Source organism: Aurantibacter crassamenti, from assembly GCF_016811105.1.
Classification (GTDB): Bacteria; Bacteroidota; Bacteroidia; order Flavobacteriales; family Flavobacteriaceae; genus Aurantibacter_A; species Aurantibacter_A crassamenti.
This window is the reverse complement of sequence record NZ_JAFBGM010000001.1, coordinates 2,174,740-2,193,740: the sequence shown is the minus strand read 5'-3', so window position 1 is coordinate 2,193,740 and position 19,001 is coordinate 2,174,740. Positions and strand designations below refer to the sequence as shown.

General features: G+C 34.4%; 17 protein-coding genes. 8 read left to right on the top strand and 9 right to left on the bottom strand.

Going from position 1 to position 19,001, the window contains the following annotated elements:
• Positions 1 to 24: 24 nt before the first annotated feature.
• The 5 genes from JQC67_RS08930 to JQC67_RS08910 all read right to left on the bottom strand — a co-directional run bounded on the left by JQC67_RS08930 (position 25) and on the right by JQC67_RS08910 (position 9,095).
• Positions 25 to 1,509 (bottom strand): sulfatase family protein, encoded by a 1,485-nt coding sequence (locus JQC67_RS08930; protein ID WP_203252469.1) that lies wholly within the window; start codon positions 1,507 to 1,509, stop codon positions 25 to 27.
• A 111-nt stretch (positions 1,510 to 1,620) separates the two neighbouring features.
• Positions 1,621 to 3,054, bottom strand: coding sequence for a RagB/SusD family nutrient uptake outer membrane protein (locus tag JQC67_RS08925; protein WP_203252468.1), 1,434 nt, complete (start codon positions 3,052 to 3,054; stop codon positions 1,621 to 1,623).
• An 18-nt stretch (positions 3,055 to 3,072) separates the two neighbouring features.
• The gene (locus tag JQC67_RS08920; RefSeq protein ID WP_203252467.1) at positions 3,073 to 6,297 is read right to left on the bottom strand and encodes a SusC/RagA family TonB-linked outer membrane protein; all 3,225 of its coding nucleotides are present in this window, start codon (positions 6,295 to 6,297) and stop codon (positions 3,073 to 3,075) included.
• Positions 6,298 to 6,333: 36 nt separating this feature from the next.
• A complete protein-coding gene (locus JQC67_RS08915) occupies positions 6,334 to 7,785 on the bottom strand; it encodes an L-fucose/L-arabinose isomerase family protein (RefSeq protein WP_203252466.1) in 1,452 nt (483 codons plus the stop codon).
• A 65-nt stretch (positions 7,786 to 7,850) separates the two neighbouring features.
• Positions 7,851 to 9,095, bottom strand: coding sequence for an MFS transporter (locus tag JQC67_RS08910; RefSeq protein ID WP_203252465.1), 1,245 nt, complete (start codon positions 9,093 to 9,095; stop codon positions 7,851 to 7,853).
• 98 nt (positions 9,096 to 9,193) lie between these two features.
• Between JQC67_RS08910 and JQC67_RS08905 the strand changes: the two genes are divergently transcribed.
• The 6 genes from JQC67_RS08905 (at position 9,194) to JQC67_RS08880 (ending at position 14,616) form a co-directional block, all read left to right on the top strand.
• Positions 9,194 to 9,961: a GntR family transcriptional regulator gene (locus JQC67_RS08905; RefSeq protein WP_203252464.1), complete on the top strand. Its 768-nt coding sequence runs from the start codon at positions 9,194 to 9,196 to the stop codon at positions 9,959 to 9,961.
• Between the two features lie 157 nt (positions 9,962 to 10,118).
• The gene (lgt, locus tag JQC67_RS08900) at positions 10,119 to 11,054 is read left to right on the top strand and encodes a prolipoprotein diacylglyceryl transferase (protein ID WP_203252463.1); all 936 of its coding nucleotides are present in this window, start codon (positions 10,119 to 10,121) and stop codon (positions 11,052 to 11,054) included.
• Positions 11,055 to 11,065: 11 nt separating this feature from the next.
• On the top strand, positions 11,066 to 11,566 hold the full coding sequence (locus JQC67_RS08895) for a DUF192 domain-containing protein (protein ID WP_203252462.1): 501 nt from the start codon (positions 11,066 to 11,068) through the stop codon (positions 11,564 to 11,566).
• 3 nt (positions 11,567 to 11,569) lie between these two features.
• Positions 11,570 to 12,445: an alpha/beta hydrolase family protein gene (locus tag JQC67_RS08890; RefSeq protein ID WP_203252461.1), complete on the top strand. Its 876-nt coding sequence runs from the start codon at positions 11,570 to 11,572 to the stop codon at positions 12,443 to 12,445.
• Complete coding sequence (locus JQC67_RS08885; protein WP_238934546.1) at positions 12,423 to 12,959, top strand: GNAT family N-acetyltransferase; 537 nt, start codon at positions 12,423 to 12,425, stop codon at positions 12,957 to 12,959. Before JQC67_RS08890 ends, JQC67_RS08885 begins: the two co-directional genes overlap by 23 nt.
• Positions 12,960 to 13,167: 208 nt before the next feature.
• Positions 13,168 to 14,616, top strand: a complete 1,449-nt coding sequence (locus JQC67_RS08880) for a PQQ-dependent sugar dehydrogenase (protein ID WP_238934545.1) — start codon at positions 13,168 to 13,170, stop codon at positions 14,614 to 14,616.
• A 39-nt stretch (positions 14,617 to 14,655) separates the two neighbouring features.
• Here the strand turns inward: JQC67_RS08880 and JQC67_RS08875 are convergent, their stop codons facing one another.
• The 4 genes from JQC67_RS08875 to JQC67_RS08860 all read right to left on the bottom strand — a co-directional run bounded on the left by JQC67_RS08875 (position 14,656) and on the right by JQC67_RS08860 (position 17,757).
• Entirely contained in the window at positions 14,656 to 15,852 is a 1,197-nt protein-coding gene (locus JQC67_RS08875; RefSeq protein WP_203252460.1) for a Gfo/Idh/MocA family protein, read from the bottom strand.
• A 124-nt stretch (positions 15,853 to 15,976) separates the two neighbouring features.
• Positions 15,977 to 16,582 (bottom strand): class I SAM-dependent methyltransferase, encoded by a 606-nt coding sequence (locus JQC67_RS08870; RefSeq protein WP_203253230.1) that lies wholly within the window; start codon positions 16,580 to 16,582, stop codon positions 15,977 to 15,979.
• An 11-nt stretch (positions 16,583 to 16,593) separates the two neighbouring features.
• A complete protein-coding gene (locus JQC67_RS08865; protein ID WP_203252459.1) occupies positions 16,594 to 16,839 on the bottom strand; it encodes a hypothetical protein in 246 nt (81 codons plus the stop codon).
• A gap of 9 nt (positions 16,840 to 16,848) precedes the next feature.
• The gene (locus JQC67_RS08860) at positions 16,849 to 17,757 is read right to left on the bottom strand and encodes an NAD(P)/FAD-dependent oxidoreductase (protein WP_203252458.1); all 909 of its coding nucleotides are present in this window, start codon (positions 17,755 to 17,757) and stop codon (positions 16,849 to 16,851) included.
• 108 nt (positions 17,758 to 17,865) lie between these two features.
• Between JQC67_RS08860 and JQC67_RS08855 the strand changes: the two genes are divergently transcribed.
• Together JQC67_RS08855 and JQC67_RS08850 are read left to right on the top strand one after the other, a co-directional pair.
• Entirely contained in the window at positions 17,866 to 18,240 is a 375-nt protein-coding gene (locus JQC67_RS08855) for a Fur family transcriptional regulator (RefSeq protein WP_203252457.1), read from the top strand.
• A gap of 116 nt (positions 18,241 to 18,356) precedes the next feature.
• Positions 18,357 to 18,998, top strand: a complete 642-nt coding sequence (locus JQC67_RS08850; protein ID WP_317198375.1) for a class I SAM-dependent methyltransferase — start codon at positions 18,357 to 18,359, stop codon at positions 18,996 to 18,998.
• The last annotated feature ends 3 nt before the right edge of the window (positions 18,999 to 19,001 follow it).

Sequence of the window (19,001 nt, the reverse complement as noted above, 5' to 3'; positions counted from 1 at the left end):
ACACTTTTTACTATACAAAGAATATTATAAAATGGACAATATAAAATCGTCTTTTGTGTCTCTACCCCATTCCTCCAAGGAATCTTGGCATTTTTTCACAACTGATGCTAGTAAAGGTTCATCTACTAAATTTTGCATTTCACCTGGATCATTTCCTATATGAAATAATTGTTCTTCCCCTGTACTATATATTGAATATTTATAGGGACCCAATCGTATCATTCGGCCTTTTCTGGATTTGTCTTTTACAAAATCCGCAAGTTCGACTACCGTATAATCCCTCCATTTAGGTTTATTTTGGCTGGCCAATTTGAGAAGACTGCTACCAGAAAATTTATGAGCTACTTCTATTCCTGAATAATCTAATAGTGTCGGTAAAATATCAATTTGCGATACTGAATTTTGACAATCCACCATTCCTTTATTTTTCATTTCGGGCCAAGACACAATTATTGGAACAGTGGCTGATTCTTCATAAAAACTGAGTTTTGCCGCCCATTTATGAGCTGCTGCACCATCGCCATGGTCTGATGTAAAGACAATCATTGTATTTTCCCAATATCCATTATCCTTTAATGATTGGAGAACTTTTCCAATCTCAACATCAACCATCTCGGTAAGCTTATGATATGCATTTAGATAACCTTTCCATTCTATAGAATCGAATTCCTGATTAGCAAACATAGTTTCAACCCCGTATTCTTTATGGTGTTTTCTTTTTTCCGAAATAAACTTCGGTTCACCTTTTTCTATACCATGATTATGCGGTAAAGGTGGTAGAATATCAATAAAATTAGGGTTTTGTCCAATAATTGGCGCCAACTTTGTTTTATGTCCATAATATCTTATTTCCAGTAAAGAATCATTCTTTGAAGTCCATCCATCCTTCCGTGGATACATACAAATATCATGTGGATTGTGATAACTTATTGTTAAGAAGAGTGGTTTTTCTTTATTATAATTTTCTAAATAAGAAACTACGGCCTTTGTAAGTGGGGGATCAGTTTTAGACCCTAAACCATGATGTTGCTCACTAGAGTTCCAAAACGGGAGAACGGTATAGTCTTGAATACTTTCATTTTTTTCACCATTACTTTGAGGATATGGCTCTGGCAAATGCCATTTTCCAGCCCATACTGGTTCATAACCATTTTGTCGAAATATCCGTCCTGAATTTGGAATGCTCGTATTTACTGATTGCCCATTCCACTCAACGCCAGTTTGATGCGGCATTTTACCCGTTATTATACTACTTCTCGCAGGACCACATACGGGAGAGGTACAATATGCTTGTTCAAATCTAATTCCGTTAGCCGCTATCTCATCCATTGCGGGCGTGTTTAAATATGGATTCCCTGATGCACTCAACATTTTTGCATGTTGTTGATCGGTCATTATTACAACTATATTTGGTTTTTTAGCTTGGTTAAAAACCCTAGTTTGAGACCAAACGGTTGTAATTGAAGTAATAACTAAAAAACCTACATAACAACACTTTTTAAAATACATAATGAACCGATTTAGTTTAAACATATACTTTTAATATTATGCCCGCCTCTATAAAAAATTATAGAAACGAGCATAAGAACTAATCTAAAAACAACTACTAAAACAACTAATTTAATATCCTGGATTCTGTTTCAGATTTGGGTCTATATCCATTTCTCGTTGTGGCAATGGCATTAACAATTCATCTTGGGTGACAGAAAAGTTAGTGCCTATTTTTTGAAAATATGAATTGAGTACATCCAATGACCTGCCAGTACGCACTAAATCAAACCAACGATGTCCTTCACTTAGAAATTCAACACGACGTTCCTTTTCTAAGGCTAATGCAAATTCTTCTTTTGAGAGTCCACTTAAATCGTCTAATCCCGCACGGTCTCTTATCGCATTTATAAAAGGATAACCTTCACCAGTTCTATCTAACTCATTTAAGCATTCTGCATACATTAGCAGTACATCCGCATATCGCAATGGTGTAAAATTAATACCTCCGTCTTCTGCTAAGCCAACAGTAAAATCAACAAATTTTAATCCATATTGAAGCTGTTCATAAGTACCGTCTAATAATAAAAGTGAATCCTTAATAGATAGCTCCCTTCTTAAATCACCATCTTCATAACTATCTCGCACATCTAAAGTAGGTACTATGATTCCTGATCCATTCATATTTCCGGGGAAAATAGCAGCGTTAAAACTAGGCGGTGTAAATAGTCTGGAAAAATCATTTCCTTCACCAATGTTTCCTGAAGTATATTTTATTTCAAAAATAGATTCTTGTAGTTCATCATTATTATTTGAAAACATACTTCCATAATCATCTTGAAGATCGTAACTACCGGAATCAATAACCAATTTTAAAGTTGCAAGTGCTTCAGTAAAATTATTCTGTGTAAGGTAAACTTTACCTAACAATGCCTCTGCTGCACCAGAAGATGCCCTAGATTTGCTTAACTCCACTCCTTGAAGCAATGTACTTGCTTGCTCCAAATCAGAAATAATTAAACTGTATATTTCCGAAATTGGACGTCTGGTCATATCAAATGTCGCAATTTCATCAGGACTATTGAATACGCCTTCTATTAAAGGTAAATCTCCAAATAGTCTAACAAGGTTAAAGTAGTTATAGGCGCGAAGAAAATATGATTCACCCTGATATTGTCTTTTTAAAGACTCATCTATTTCGAGATTTTCAATTTTCTCTATAACAGTATTACACCGAACAATTGTTTTAAAACTTAAGTTCCAAACAGAGTTTATCTCAGTATTCGCCGATGTAAGCCTCATTTCATCGCATTCGAATTCTGAAGCAGTAGGAGAGGTCCATTGTACATATGCATTATCCGTAGTAAGCTCTGTAAGTTTCAGTAATGATGCATTATAAATATTTTGCAGTTCAGAATAATTTCCTAGTATGGCAGTCTCAAAATCTGCTTCAGTTTGATAGAATGAAGCTTCATTAGCCAAATATTCTGGTTCTAACTCGAGAAAATCAGTACAAGAACTTAAAACAGTCAGCAATGCTATTAATGTGATTCTATATATTTTCATGATTTCTATTTTTTTTGATTAAAAAGACAATTTTAGTCCCACAGTAATGGTTCGAGCAAGTGGATAAGTGAAGTAATCAATTCCTGAACTTGCAACATTGCTTCCTGAGGTGCTTGATTCAGGGTCATAGCCTGGATAATCAGTAAATGTAAATAGGTTTGCTACATCTGCATATAATGCTAACTTACTAAGTCCGATTGCTTTAGTAGCATTCGATGGAAAATCATAAGAAAGATTAACATTTTTTATCCTGGTAAACGAAGAATCAAACAAAAAGTGTGAACTGGTACCAAAACCATTTGCATAATTACTCCGAATAGCTCTAGGTTGAAATCCATTACCGGGTTGCGTTTCCGATACCCACCTACCTAAAGATATATCGGCAATTTGATTTTGTACACCAGCACTGTTTAAGACCGAAGATCCGCCCTGAAAATAGGTTGATGCACCTTGAGAACCAACTAGAGAAATTCCTAAACTAAGATTTTTATATGTAAACCTATTATCAAAACCCCAAGTGAAATCTGGAAAAGGACTTCCAACAATTTTTCGGTCATCACTATCTATTGTACCGTCGTTATTAACATCTTCAAAACGAAGGTCGCCTGCTTGAGTTTCTGGGTGTTGTAAAGCAGCCCCTTGAACCTCAGCAGCATTAGCAAAAACTCCTATTGCATTAAGCATATAAAAACTAGAAATAGACTCACCTACTTCGGTAATCTGATACGCATTATTTGAAATACGCCCATTTTCAGTTGCCAATTTCAGAACTTTATTTTGGTTAGCACTAAAGGTTGCACTACTTGTCCATGAAAAATCTCCCGCTTGAACGTTAACAGTATTAAGACCAAATTCTATACCTTTATTCTCAATATCTCCGATGTTTTGAGTAGCACTTTGAAAGCCGGTTGCTGAAGGCAATTGAACAGCGAGTAATAGGTCAGTTTTTAAATCCTTGTAGGCATCAACGTTAATTGAAATTCGGTTATCAAACATTCCCAAATCTAAACCGATATTGGTCTGCTTAGATTTTTCCCAAGTGAGATTATCATTTGAAAGTGTACTAGGTACTAAACCAGGAACCTGGTTCCCATTTGCAACATAATTTGATTGTGCTAATAAACCTATATGATTGTAATTACCAATTTGATTATTTCCTGATATTCCATAGCTAACCCGTAGTTTTAAATTATTTATGAAGTTTACGGAATCCATAAAATCCTCTTCAGAAATGTTATAACCTGCAGATACGGATGGAAATGCTCCCCATTTATTGTTTCCACCAAATCTCGAACTTCCATCTTTTCGAACTGTGGCCGTTAACAAATATTTACTATCATATGAATAGTTTAGTCGCCCCATAAACGAAAGTAATGACCATTCTGAGATAATTTGCCCCCCTGCATTAACAATACCTGCAGAGATATAAGGTACATTTTCAGTTGGAAAATCAGATGCACCGACAGAAAGTCTTTCAAATCTGTCTTTTTGCACAGTAAATCCACCTAATACATCAAAAAAGTGCTTATCATCAAATGATTTTTTGTAATTCAAAGTATTCTCATTAAGCCAATTGATGGAATTAGTTCTATTTGCTCCTGCATTTGCAGGATAATTTAGGGTAGTGAAATTTGGAATTTTAGATGACCTCCAAATATCTATTTGACCAGCAGTGTAATTTAAACCTATACTTGTTTTAAAAGTAAGACCATCGAGCAACTTATATTCTAAGTAATTGTTCCATAAAATATTAGCGGTCCTTCTTTTGTCGGAGAAGCCACTAAGTAAATCAAGTGGATTTGCTAACCATCCTAAACCATCTGTTACATCGGCTTGATTAAAATAGGGTTGACCAGCATCATCATAAACTGGAATAGTTGGTGATGCTGCTAATGCCGCCATTATAAGACCTCCAGTACCATAGTGGCCCTCACTATTAGGAAAACGACCGTAACTATATGAACCTGTCAAAGATGTTCCAATTTTAATTTTATCTGAAATATTAGAATCAATATTGGTTCGAACATTAAAACGCTTGAAACTTGATGTTTCAATAATGCCCTCTTGATCAAAATAGCCACCTGCAATAAAAAACCGTGTTTTATCATTTCCATTATTAAAAGACACTTGATAGTTACGAACAGGGGCAACCCGATAAATTACATCTTGCCAATCAGTATCCGTAGCAATGGATGATGGGTTTCTAAATTCTGGTCTAACCTGACGTGAGCCAGCTCGTAATTCATTTGGATCACTTGCAGATCCCCCAGCAAATACATGTGCATTATCTCTACCTTGTGCCACATATTCTGCATATTGCTGACTGTTCAACATATCAAGTTTATGACCTATGGATTGCATCCCTAAAGAAACTTCAGCACTTATTTCTGATTTTCCTGCCTTACCTCTTTTTGTGGTAATTATTACAACTCCATTCGCCCCTCTTGAGCCATAAATTGCAGTGGCCGAAGCATCTTTTAAAATTTCAATTGATTCAATATCCGATGGGTTGATTGAACCTAACGGATTGATTCGTTGTTGTGTATTATTTGCAATACCTGCTGATGAATACAGATTTCCACCGTAAGATCCAAAATCAGAATTACCACTGCTTCCTACAGGAAAACCATCAATAACATATAAAGGTTCATTTCCTCCAGTAATAGAACTCATGCCACGAACTAAAATATTTACATTTCCTCCTGGCGCTCCTGAGGTTTGTGAAATTTGGACTCCAGCAACCTTACCTTGAAGCATCTGATCAAAACTTGCTATAGAGGGTTGATTAACATCATCCATAGCTACTCTTGTGATGGAACCTGTGAGATCCTTCTTTCGTTGCGTACCGTAACCTACAACGACAACTTCGTCTAGTTTGCTTACATCCTCCTCAAGAATAATATTCAAATTATTCTGCCCATCAACAATTACTTCTTTTGTGATAAAACCCATATATGAGAACACTAAAATGACTTCCGTTGAACTAGCAGAAATTGAAAAATTTCCATCAAAATCTGTCACAACACCATTGACCGTATTCTTTTCCAGAACGTTTACGCCTGGAATAGGTGTACCAATGGCATCCACAACATTTCCAGATATAGTTGATTGTACTTCAACCTTTTCATCTTCGTTTAAGCTCTCTACATTGAATGCCAATACTTGCATTACATTAAAAATGAGAAGAAAGAGAACCATGAGACCAGGTTTAAAAAACCTCCCTCGTGCATTTAAATTTTTCATAAGGTTCATATTAATTATAGTTAGTTAATAATTGGGTTATTCTTGTGAAACGATTACTGATTCTATATTTAAATAATTTGCAATTTTTGCAATACTCTTAGCATGTTTACCGATACCCAAAGCAAAATGATGAGTAGGGCCTTCGGCCATCCACTTGTAAAGAAAAGAACGAACATCGGGTTTAAAATGACCTCGTGTATTTGTGTTTCCGGTTGGAGGAATTGCTCCCTTAACCGATTGCCCTTCGGCTATAATAAATTTGAATTTTCCATCAAAAGTTGAATTTATTGAGAGCATTGTGATGGGCCCCTCCTTTATTTTAAATTCTACTCCCGCTCCATTACCAGGTTTTCCGTGATATTTTTTAAGACTCCGTAGAATTGGTTTTCCTTCAGCGATTGATATATTGTGAGGTCCGTCATGGCCAACTAACACAAAATCTTCATTAAAATCTATTGGATGGAACTCAGCAAAACTTCCACCAATGCCCAATCTATCCATTATCAACATCGCTATCAATGTCTTCAAATCAGATTCACCACACATTGGAAAACCATTAGAGGTAAGTATCGAATTACCAACAATTAAATTGGACATAACGGTCCTTAATTCACTGTCTTTAGGTCCATCATAATAATAAGCTAAGCCATCTATATCTCGCTCAATTACAAACTTTTCTAACGCAATACTTACTTTTGCTGCAACACGAAGATCTTCATCCCTGAGTTTCATAGAAATTGGATCTGATACTGGATCGGGGGTAGCAAAAAAATCTAAAATTAATTTCTCCTTTGCTTTAATTTCTTCCTCTGTTACTGTATCATAGCAAGACATTATTTCATTGGCTTCACATTGCACTACATGCGACCCAAATATGGAAGTTAGCATTGTAGCATCCGTGTGCATATCTAACATTGCATTTAAAGGATGACCAATATGCCCTAGGTGAACATTTTTAAGGTCATGTAAAACTTTAGCAATTCGACAATACTCCTCAATTTTTTCATCAACATGACTATCATCGTAAAGAGTTCCGATAATCATTTCGGGCACCTTCTTACCCATACGAGCTGCAACACCTGCAAATTCAGGTACAGCGCAGACATCGTCATTTACTAATTGCATATAAGTAGATGCTTTCGAATAATCTAATGCCTTACGCGGTTGCAATGCCACAATTACTATTGGAATTGAAAGGGTTTTAACGATAATTCCAAAAGTACCTGATGTTGCATAGGTTAACATATTGCAAAATATTAGGTCTAAATTGGCAGCTTGTATTTCCTTCAATTTTTGATAGGCCTTTTTTGGGTTATCTATCATACCAAAATCAATTACTTCACATTCGTTATTACTCAGCTTATCTAGGAATACTTTATGTTTCCCCATAAGCTCATCTAAAAGTCCTTCGAACTGTCTCCAATAGACATCGTATCCAACTCCAAAAACTCCTATACGTTGCGGTTCTTTTTTAATATTTAATTTCATATAAAAATCTATTAACGCTTATTTATAATTTCTTAACGCACTATCTTAATTTATTCAAAAAAAAATTATATACTTGGCAAATATTTTAACTGCCTAATTTTAGGCATCATAATCAAAAACAATATAAAGGCAATAGGATACATAAGGCCAGAATAAATCCACATTGGATCATACGAATAATTTTCAATTATTTTACCCATCAATGGATTTACTATTACTGAGGACAATGCTCCTGCCGTTCCTGACAATCCAATAACTGTTGAGGTAATTGTTTTGCCAAAAGTATCGCTAATTGTTGTTATGTAATTGGTTATCCAAAGTCCGTGTGCAAAAAATGCTATTACCATAATTAAAATAACCAATTCTTCTGTTGGTACATATTTAACAAATAATGCTGACAACGTGAGAATAGCAGCTACCCCCATTATTCCCTTTCGAGCCCAATCAAGACTTCCGGTTTTCCTATATATTTTGTCTGAAAAGTAGCCTCCTAACATATTTGACACTCCTAAAGCCAAAAATGGAATCCAAAAAAGTTCACCAATCTTTTCTAAATCAACACCTCTTGAATCACTTAAATACTTAGGAATCCAAAACATATAGTAGTAAAAAATTGGATCTAATATGAACCGTATAAGTATAAAAATCCAAACTTCTTTTATTTGTAAAATTTTGCCCACAGCCTTGAAAGTATGAGACCAAGATTTCACTTCTTTTTCTTTTAAAACAGCAACATACTCTTCCTTCTTCTTTGGTATTAAAAACCACACTACCGCCCATATTAAACCAAATACTCCAGTCACTAAAAATACACCTCGCCAACCTATTGAGGCCATTAAGTATACGCATAATGGTGGTGCTACAACGGCACCTAAAGCAGCCCCACCTATAGCAATTCCATTAGCTAAAGCTTGTTTTTTCTTTGGCACCCATTCTACAACAGCTTTTATAGCACCAGGAAAAGCACCGCCCTCTCCTAACCCTAGAAAGAATCTAAAAATTCCAAAATGAAAAACATTCGTTGCTATACTATGCAAAGCCGTTGCCAATGACCAAATACCTACTGAAAAACCAAGCCCCTTGCGACTTCCAAAACGATCGATTAATATCCCTCCTAAAGTGAACATTATAGCGTAACTAATCAAAAACCCAGTATTTATAAAACCATAGTCGGTATCAGAAATTGGAAAGTCTTCCTTAATTTTGATAATAGATACGGAAAGCACCTGACGATCTAAAAAACTTAACGCCGTTGCTATAAATACCATAAAAACGATAATCCAAGGAAGATATTTAGAACTATTTTTCATCTTAACGCACTAAGTTATATTTTCATCAAATATATACGAATTTTATTAATAAACAAATTAATCCAATATTTTTACATTAAATTCATAATTACAGTCAAATGAAAAGCGGAATTCCCAAATACAAAAGTATTAGCAAAGAAATAATTCAGAAAATAGAATCTGGCGAATTTCAACCTGGCGATAAGGTACCGTCTGAAAATGAATTAATAGATATGTACGAAGTAAGCAATACTACTGCTAGAAAAAGCTTATTGGAGGTAGAGTTAGAAGGTTGGGCCAAGCGAATAAAAGGTAAAGGGACATTTGTTTTAAATCGTTCTGAGGATAGACATATTACACGTGTACTTGGTCCTTTTCACGCTGTAAAAGAAAGTTTCAATGAAAATTTAATACGGGAAGGGTTTACTCCACGAAACGTTGTATTAGAAAAAACAATTTTGGATGATGGCATCTCATCAAACATTAATAATCACCATTATATCATTAAAGGCCCTGTATTAAAAATACATAGATTGCGCTATGCTGATGACATTTTATTAAAAGATGAAGTAAGATATATCTCCCTTACTCTTTGTCCGAAAATAAACATGCACGATTTAGACAATCGTTCATTAATTTCTATGTATGAGAACATTTACGATTTACAACTAAAAAATGTAGAACGCACATTAGGTAATACAATTATCTACCCTCTTGATCAAAAATATTATTTTGAAAATGAAATTCCAATGGCAGTTTTTGTTTTAGATGGAGCTATATTTTGTAATGACGGTGAAATTGTAGAAATGGAACAATCTTATTATAGAGGCGACAAATATAAATTTAGTATCGTGGCTAAACCTCAATTTTCAATCAACAAAAATTAGTTTAGACATGCAACAATCAAAAATTGCAGATAATCGAATTCCAATTGAAAATCTATATAGAAAGTGTTGAATATGTAATTGACGTCACTCAAATACTATTTTCTACTAACCACATAATGATGACTAATTCATATCTTAGCCTTTCAAAACAAATACTATGCTTTTTTTAGGTATTACTTGGAACCCAAGCGACACAATTTTCTCCATTGGCCCACTTCAAATAAAATATTATAACCTTCTCTGGATTACAGCTTTTGCCCTTGGTTGGGCATTAATGAAAAAGATTTTTCAAAGCGAAAATAAATCGATGGAGAAACTAGATTCGCTTTTTATTCATACGGTAATTGCCACAATGTTAGGCGCACGTTTAGGCCACGTGTTCTTTTATGATTGGCCGTATTATAAAAATCACTTATTAGAGATTTTACTTCCGATTCGTGAAGGTTCTGACGGATTTGAATTCACTGGCTTTACTGGTTTAGCAAGTCATGGTGCAGCAATTGGAATTATAATTGGTATGATGCTATTTATTCGAAAATGGCCAGAATTTACATTATTAGGTATACTGGACCGAGTAGTTATACCAGTTTCTATTGGCGCTGTTTGTATTCGTGTTGGTAATTTTTTCAATTCTGAAATTAATGGTAAACCTGTTGATGAATCATTTGCATTTGCCACAAAGTTCATTAGAGATACCGATGATATGCATCCGTCAAAAGTATTAAGCGTTACAAAGCAAGATAATTTGAACGCTGCCTATAAAGCATTAGAAACTGACCCTCAATATTCAGAATATATAGCGGCAATGCCTTTTAGACATCCTGCACAATTATATGAAGCATTTTGCTACATTTTTGTTTTTCTAATTCTATGGTACTTATTCTGGAAAACCGATAAAAAAGAAAAAGCCGGATTTTTATTCGGAACTTTTCTTGTACTACTTTGGACGATTCGTTTCTTTGTTGAATACGTTAAAAAAAGCCAAGGTGGTTTTGAAGAATCACTTGGTATTTTATCAACCGGTCAATGGTTAAGCGTACCGTTTATTATCATTGGTTTGTACTTTATGTTACGACCTAAAAAAACAGCTTAAATCTTACTATTATGTTTAAGATGAATCGTTTTCAATATTTGTTTTTTGGACTTATCACTTTGCTATTCATACAAACTTCCTGTAAAGACAAACAAAAAAATAGTATTAAAACACAAGAAGTAACTTTTACTAAAGAAGGAGAATTAAGCATATTTAAAAAGGAAAATGACTCACTACTAGCGACGCTAAACATTGAGTTTGCAGAAAATGAATACGAAACACAAACGGGGTTAATGTATCGTAAGGGCATGGAAGACAATCAAGGCATGCTTTTTATTTTTCCAAATGAAACCATGCATTCGTTCTACATGAAAAACACTGAATTTCCGATAGATATTATTTTCATCAAAGCTGATTCTACTATTGGAAGTTTTCAAGAAAATGCAGAACCATTTAATGAAAACGGACTTTCATCTCAAGTTCCTATACAATATGTTTTAGAAGTAAATGCTGGGCTATCTGAGAAATGGTTATTAGAGGTTGGTGATAAAATTGAATTTAGCAAAAACTAAAATTTGACTGTTAAAGTAAATGAACTGAATATACCCACACTAAAAGGTCATTCAATTGCTTTATGCCAGTTTATTCCAGAAAAAAGCATTGATAAGACGCTGGTAATTTCTTCTGCCACAGGTGTGCTTCAAAAATATTATTCCAGATTTGCAACCTTTTTTTCGGAGCAGGGTTTTACCGTTTACACTTTTGATTATTACGGCATAGGTAAATCGGACTCATCTACTAAATCGCTCAAACAAAACTCATTTAACCTAAAAAGTTGGGGGAAAAATGATCAAGCAGCGGTTGTGTTGCATGCGAAAAACCAAAACAAAAATGCAGAACTAATTTTAATCACTCATAGTATTGGTGGCCAAATTATGGGTTTTAATCCCAACTATCATTGTATTGATAAAATAATAATGGTCGCTTCGCAAAGTGGGTATTGGAAATATTTCAGCGGTATTCATCTTCCGAAAATGTATTTACTTTGGAATCTTATAATTCCCGTATTGACGCCTATTTTTGGCTATTTTCCTGCTAAACATCTAGGCCTTTTTGAAAATCTTCCTAAAAACATGGTTTATGAATGGGCTAAATGGGGACGTCAAAAAGATTATATGATGCATTTTCATAATGCGGATGAATACTATTTCGATAAAATAAAATCGCCGTTGCTTGCATTAAGTTTTACTGATGATAATTACGCACCAAAAAACACGGTTGATTGGCTAACCAAACAATATTCTAATGCAAAATCAGAAAGGATACATTTTGAAAAAGCTATAAATTCGGACATGGTTAAGCATTTTGGTTTTTTCAAAAATAAATTCAAAATCCCACTTTGGGAAATGACCTTAAAATGGATTCTTGATGGAACAATACCGCATGAATAAATTGTTGCTTTTTGGTGAAACTACTGAACGTTTAACTTTTAGAAAGTTTAACCTTTCAGATTTTGATACATGGCTACCGTTTCACGAAGACCCCCGTTCATCACAACACTGGAACGGATTACCTAAAGCCCCCAAACAAGCTTGCACCGAGCAATTTAATCGTCTTTTTGAACGGTATGATTCTAATTTAGGAGGAATGAATGCTTTGGTTGATAAAACTACTGGTGAACTAATTGGAATGGCCGGACTACTTGTACAAACCGTTGATGAAATACAAGAATTAGAAATTGGCTACTCCATACTTCCTAAGTTCTGGAAAGAAGGATTTGCATCTGAAGCTGCAATGAAATGTAAAACACATGCTTTTGAAAATCATTTAACTAATTCTTTAATTTCTATCATCCATATTGATAATATCCCCTCGCAGAAAGTTGCCAAACACACTGGAATGGAATTAGATAAAACCACGACTTATAAAAATAACCCAGTGCATATTTTTAGAGTTTCAATATAAAAATGATCGTCTTACAATTAAAAATTCAAAATTTTTTTGGTTTTAAGTTTATCCGAATAATCGAAACAAATACATCCAAATCACTTGACCATGAACAATTTAATAGCAGCTTTTTTGACTAAAGAAAAATGATTTATTATATTTAGACAAATTATTTGCACAATGCGAAAATTTTTGCACACAACCACTAACTATTGATTTATAAACCATGAATAAATTAAAACTATTTACGCTACTTTGTATCACTGGTATTTTTTTAATCAGTTGCAATCAATCTGCAAAAAAAACGTCAGCTGAAACAAATGAGCAGGGTGAGACAGCACCAGATAGTCTTACTTTACAAGCTATGACCAATTATGAGAACCTATGTAGTAGTTGTCATGGCAGCAACATTTTATCGTTTGCTGGGCATCGTTGGAAGCATGGAAAAGTAGGAGATAGTATTTTTAAATCTATAAAACATGGTTACGAAGGCACTGAAATGATAGCTTGGGAAAACGTTCTATCTGATGATCAAATTACCAATCTGACCAATTATATCCTTAAAGAAATTGAAAATGTTGAGCGCTACGGTGTTCAGGAAGAACAAGGATTAGTATCAGATACTATTCAAACCGAATTATTGACAATTAAATTAGATACCATTGTTTCAGGAATGGTGCAACCTTGGGGAATGGTGTTTCTTCCTTCAGGAGATTTATTGGTTACTGAACAATCTGGTGAATTGTATCGCGTAGATAAAACATCAAAAAAGATACCAGTTACAGGTTTACCAAAATCAAAATACAGAGGACAAGGTGGTTTGTTGGATTTGGAATTGCATCCAGATTTTGAGAACAATAATTGGCTTTATGTTAGTTATTCTGATTACGTAGTTAAAGGCAAAGACACACTCGCAGGTACAGCACTAAGTAGGTTTAAATTTGCTAACGATAAGTTGACCAATGAGGAGAAACTCTTTGAAGGACATCCGTACAGTGATGCGGGATCACATTTCGCTGGTAGAATTGAATTTGATAATGACGGTTATTTATTTCTATCTGTTGGTGACCGCCGTAAGGAGAATGAAAATCCACAATTTTTAACCAACTATAATGGAAAAATTCACCGTATGATGGATGATGGAAAAATTCCATCTGATAACCCGTTTGTTGGTCAAGATTCAGTAATGCAAACGATATATAGTTATGGACATAGAAATCCGCAAGGTTTAGCGCTTAATCCTGAAACCAATAAGATATGGGCACATGAACATGGTCCACGAGGTGGTGATGAAGTAAACATTATAGAGCCCGGTAATAATTATGGCTGGCCAGTAATCTCTTATGGAATTGAATACGACGGTACAAGATTTACCCAATTGGAAGAAAAAGAAGGAATGGAACAACCCATTTTATATTGGGTACCTTCAATTGCACCATGTGGGGCAGCTTTTGTAACAACGGATAAATATCCTGGTTGGGAAGGTGACTTCTTGGCTGGTTCGCTACGATTTAAGTACCTCAACCGTTGTATTGTTGAAGGAAATAAAATAGTTAGAGAAGAGCCTTTGTTTAAAGGCATTGGGCGTGTTAGAAATGTTCGTGTCGGACCTGATGGTTATATTTATGTTGCTGTTGAAGAACCTGGATATATTTTTAGATTGATGCCTATTTAAAAAAGGTTCAACGAAATAGTTTCATGCGGTAACCCAATTCTATAAATGAATGATTCTACCCTCTTCAGCAGATTGGTATGCCGCATATATTACATTTACGCAATCAACAGCAAGATCAATTCCAGAAAGTGGTTCACGGTTTTCCTGAATAGCATGAATAAAATCTTGTATTTCTTGAGCAAAACCGCGAAACCAATCTTCATCACAACTTGGGCGGTTCCACCCTGCTTTGGTCTCTAGTTTTTCTGTAAAATTCTCACTTGCGAATGTATTTGGATCTACCGCATAGGTCTCAATAACATCATTTGCTGTCATGTTGGCTTTTATAACACCATCTGTCATATAAGCGGTTACGCGGGTGTTGAGTCCACCCAGCCCTACATCACTGACAAGTACCGTTGCTCTAGACCCATCATCAAAGCGAATTACAACATTGGCCCAGTCTTCAACATCCACAGGGTTCGAACTAATCCATTTATGCGCATTTGCCTTTTGTGCTCGCTCAGAAGCTTTAGTGTGAATAAGATCCGCTGTATCTGCTACTACAGAAACGGGTAGAATACTTTTGCCATTTCGCTGCTGCCCTTCCCATTGTTTTAGATAAAGGCACGCACCAACTGAATGTGCTCCCATTCTGAGCAAAGCACCACCACCCATATATTTCCACTCTTTTGAAAACACCGAATTAGAACCCGAATGGTTTTCTTCTGCCCGCAATTCTAAAACTGATCCTTTTGAGGCTGCTATTAAATTTCGCATTTTAACAATTGGTGGCGCATAAACCCAATTCTCGGCATAACAAAATCGCACATTATTGTCTCTAACTGCATTACGAACAGCCTCGGCATTTTTACTTGCTCCTGTTCTCATTTTAGAGCGAGCAACATGTAAACCGATAGGTTCAGGATCTCCTGGCTCTCCGAAATAACCGGTTAAAGGTTTCTCCATGATAATGTGCTTACCTGCTTCTGCGGCCTTAATAGCGATATCATGATGGGTTGCAGGAGGCGTACAAATGTCAATAACATCTATATCCTCTCGTTCTAGTAATTTTTCTAACTCGTTCGTAGAAAAGGGAATGTTTTTATCACGAGCAAACGCTTCTGCGCTTTCAAGTGTTAAAGAACAAACACCTCTAATTTCAACTAAACCAGGAGTCAAATTCATATAATTTCCATGATGCATACGTGCACCATACCGTGCCCCTACTATTCCTATTCCAAGTGTTTTTGCCATTTGATAAAATGCGATTAATAATTGTATTGTTATGTCAGATAGAATTATTTTTAATTCGACATAATTTACAATTTCTAAGAAACAAAAAGGAATGATTTTAAGTCTAATTTAATTCCAAGTGCTTTTAATTTTTCCTTTGGGTTTTTATTAAAAACATGGGTTGATTTTCATGTACGTCACTAACTTCAATTGGCGAAACTGCTGCAAATTCGGCTTGTATAGATATTTCATCATAATAAAATATTTTAACTCCTCCGTGTAATTCGAAACGGTCTTTACTTATTATTTTCCCTTTGCCAAAATTTGATGCTTTTTTATTTATGGCTGTGAAAATCATACAGCCATTATCAGTGAGTTGATTGTAACAATCTTGAATTAATTTTACTCTTTCTTCGGCTTCTAATAAATGAATTAATGCGTGACAAAATATTCCGTCGTATAATTTATTATCAAAAGGCATATTTGTAACAGAACCATGATGTATGACCATACCGGTTCCATAATGTTTTCTTGCAAGGGAAATAGCTGTTTTTGAAATTTCAATTCCATTTACATTGATTCCATTATCAGTAAAAACTTGTGCATTTCTACCATACCCAATTCCGGGAATAAGAATATTATTAATCCCTTTTTTTACAAAATAATCTTTTGCTAAAACGGCAGATTTCGAGGGAATAAATCCCCACATTTCTTTTTTCTCCTTAAAGCTTTTTTCCCAAAATTCTTCCATGATTTTATTGTTCACACACAAATTTTATCTTTCATTATTTGGCACATTACTGCTTCTTTTTGCACAATTTTTATAACTTCAGAAGTATTTATTTGTAATCCCTCTATCCGCAAAACTGTATGCCCGCATGGAAAAGGCAATCCTGTTTCATCCAAATCAAAGTTAATTTTCAAGTCTTCGAATTCTTTTTTAATGCAATTAATAATACGTTTTGCTTGACGTTTATTGCTAATCGTGGTTATAAATACTTCTACCATTCTTTAGTATTAAAACTGTTCATTAGTTAATTCCATATTAACCATAGCACCAGCAATATTTCCTTGTGCTACTGCATTGGCTACAGATCGCATTTTAATAGTATTATCACCACAAGCAAAAACACCTTCAACTGTAGTTTTACTAAAGACATCAACAGCGATATAGCCAGGTTCCGTTAATTCACATCCGAGCAACTCGGGAATATCTAAATGTTGTTTAAACGGAATTGATGCATACAAGGCTGAAAAATTTTCTATGCTATTATCTTGTAAAATGACATTTTTAATTTTTCCATTTACATGTACTATTTCCAAAATATCTTTTTCAATAATTGTTATGTTATACTTTTTGAGTTTTAGCAATTGCTCTTCATTAAATTCAGCTTTTCCTAAAGTTAAAATGGTAAGGTCCTTGGTTAAGTTATTCACCAATGAAGCTAAATGAATAGCTTTGTCACCATTAGCAATTATTCCTGTTTTTTTGTTTCGAATTTCGTAACCATGACAATATGGACAATGTACAACCGAAATACCCCAACATTCTGAAAAACCTTTAATTCCCGGCATGATATCCGTAACACCTGTCGCAAAAATTAACTTTTGTGCACTAAACTCTTTACCTAATTTCGTACGAATGTTAAAGCGATTTTCTACTTTTTTTCCACTAATTGCCACATCTTTTAGCAATTTAACCGTTTCATACTTGAGAACTTCAGATTTTGCTATTGCGGCTATTTCATCTGGTTTTACACCATCGTTTGTAATGAAATTATGAGATTTTGGTGTTTGGCGATTACACGGTAATCCGCTGTCTATAATTAGAACATTACGTAATGAACGCCCTAAAGCCATAGCAGCAGATAGGCCGGCATAACTCCCACCTATAATTATTACCTCAAAATCTATAGTATTTTTCATAGTATTCCAATTTATTAAACGCAACATTGTCGCAATAGACTTGTGACAAATGTAGTATCTTTTTTTATTAATGCAATAAAGTCGCAATAAATATTTAACTTTGTTGAAATGAAAAGAAGAAATACCCCAACAAAAGAAGCTGTACTTTCTGTTTTGAATGCATCTACCAAAGCAATGAGCCAAGATGCTATTGAAAAGAAAATTGATGTAGAAATTAACAGAGCAACAATTTACAGGGTATTAAATCGATTTTGTGAGGATGGTGTATTGCATAGAATTGTAGCAGATGACGGTAAACAATATTTTGCTTTATGCATTAAGTGTGACGAAAACCAAAAACCCTTACATCATTTTCATTTTCGTTGTACCAACTGTGATACCATAGAATGCTTACCAGTGCCCGTCCATTTTTCTATTCCAAAAAATTATCATGTAGAAAGTGTCAATTGCGTACTTACCGGTTTATGTAAAGATTGTACATAAGTCGATTCTTACTTTTTTACTTGATTCCAAAGATTTAGACTTCATTTCTTGATTCAAGTCAATGATTTTATTTCAGGTTCTGCAAGACCTTTGTAAAAGAGGCTACAAACGTAAAAATTAGTATAATGAACAAATCTGAAAAATTCTGGAATTCCCTATCAAAGAATTATGATAAAAAAGCGAAAGACCAGACTTATGATCAAATTTTAAAACGTAGTCCAAAATATTTAAATCCGGATGATATAGTTCTTGACTTTGCCTGCGCCACAGGACTGTATTCAATAGCGTTCGCTAATCATGTGAAAAAAATTGAAGCTTTTGACACTTCGTCAAAGATGATTGGTATCGCGAAAGATAAACTTCAGACTTCTGGTATTGAAAACGTCAACTTTTCACAAACTACCCTTTTTGATGAATATTATAAAGAAGGCACTTTTGACACAATTTTTGCATTCAATATTCTACTCTATTTTGAAGACGTAGAAAAAGTACTATATCGAATGAACTCACTTTTAAAACCTGGTGGTACTATTATTACTTCTACAGCTTGTTTAAAAGAAAAGAAATCAATAATTGCTGTTTTTTCAAGTAGTGTAATATTTGTTTTAAAAAAATTACGAATACTACCCTATTTAAAGTTTATAGGTATTGATGAACTGAAAAACTCCATTACGAATAGCGGATTTAACATTATAGATTCCGAAATTTTGATTGAAAAACCTGCTATAGAATACTATATTGTCGCAAAGAAAAATTAATAG

Coding starts and splice junctions, on each gene's coding strand:
- JQC67_RS08930 (WP_203252469.1), bottom strand. CDS start 1,509: ATGTATTTTAAAAAGTGTTGTTATGTAGGTTTTTTAGTTATTACTTCA.
- JQC67_RS08925 (WP_203252468.1), bottom strand. CDS start 3,054: ATGAAAATATATAGAATCACATTAATAGCATTGCTGACTGTTTTAAGT.
- JQC67_RS08920 (WP_203252467.1), bottom strand. CDS start 6,297: ATGAAAAATTTAAATGCACGAGGGAGGTTTTTTAAACCTGGTCTCATG.
- JQC67_RS08915 (WP_203252466.1), bottom strand. CDS start 7,785: ATGAAATTAAATATTAAAAAAGAACCGCAACGTATAGGAGTTTTTGGA.
- JQC67_RS08910 (WP_203252465.1), bottom strand. CDS start 9,095: ATGAAAAATAGTTCTAAATATCTTCCTTGGATTATCGTTTTTATGGTA.
- JQC67_RS08905 (WP_203252464.1), top strand. CDS start 9,194: ATGAAAAGCGGAATTCCCAAATACAAAAGTATTAGCAAAGAAATAATT.
- lgt (WP_203252463.1), top strand. CDS start 10,119: ATGCTTTTTTTAGGTATTACTTGGAACCCAAGCGACACAATTTTCTCC.
- JQC67_RS08895 (WP_203252462.1), top strand. CDS start 11,066: ATGTTTAAGATGAATCGTTTTCAATATTTGTTTTTTGGACTTATCACT.
- JQC67_RS08885 (WP_238934546.1), top strand. CDS start 12,423: ATGGAACAATACCGCATGAATAAATTGTTGCTTTTTGGTGAAACTACT.
- JQC67_RS08880 (WP_238934545.1), top strand. CDS start 13,168: ATGAATAAATTAAAACTATTTACGCTACTTTGTATCACTGGTATTTTT.
- JQC67_RS08875 (WP_203252460.1), bottom strand. CDS start 15,852: ATGGCAAAAACACTTGGAATAGGAATAGTAGGGGCACGGTATGGTGCA.
- JQC67_RS08870 (WP_203253230.1), bottom strand. CDS start 16,582: ATGGAAGAATTTTGGGAAAAAAGCTTTAAGGAGAAAAAAGAAATGTGG.
- JQC67_RS08865 (WP_203252459.1), bottom strand. CDS start 16,839: ATGGTAGAAGTATTTATAACCACGATTAGCAATAAACGTCAAGCAAAA.
- JQC67_RS08860 (WP_203252458.1), bottom strand. CDS start 17,757: ATGAAAAATACTATAGATTTTGAGGTAATAATTATAGGTGGGAGTTAT.
- JQC67_RS08855 (WP_203252457.1), top strand. CDS start 17,866: ATGAAAAGAAGAAATACCCCAACAAAAGAAGCTGTACTTTCTGTTTTG.